The organism is Bartonella sp. TT110JLCBS, assembly GCF_042193405.1.
GTDB lineage: Bacteria > Pseudomonadota > Alphaproteobacteria > Rhizobiales > Rhizobiaceae > Bartonella.
This window is the reverse complement of record NZ_JBHILT010000283.1, coordinates 327-579: the sequence shown is the minus strand read 5'-3', so window position 1 is coordinate 579 and position 253 is coordinate 327. Positions and strand designations below refer to the sequence as shown.

At 39.5% G+C, this 253-nt stretch carries 1 pseudogene; it reads left to right on the top strand.

The annotated features are described in order from the left end of the window. Positions 1-26: 26 nt before the first annotated feature. Positions 27-253: pseudogene (locus tag ACFILW_RS10935) on the top strand (methyltransferase); the annotation flags it as partial.

The following is a 253-nucleotide window of genomic DNA, read 5'->3' as shown; positions in this document are numbered from 1 at the left end:
TATAAAGATGAACATTAGGCTTTTAAATGAATAAAGCAGCGAATCAAATTGGTGAAACAATTGACAGTTTTCACCGCGGAAAATTTTATTTGGTTCAACCCCATAAATATGGTCATCGTTCTGGAATGGATGCGATGTTATTAGCTAGTTTGGTTCCAAGTGATTTAAAGGGCAAGGTTGTTGATTTAGGTGCAGGTGCTGGAGCTGCGGGTTTGGCTGTTGCTTCGCGTTGTCTGAAAGTTCATGTTACCTT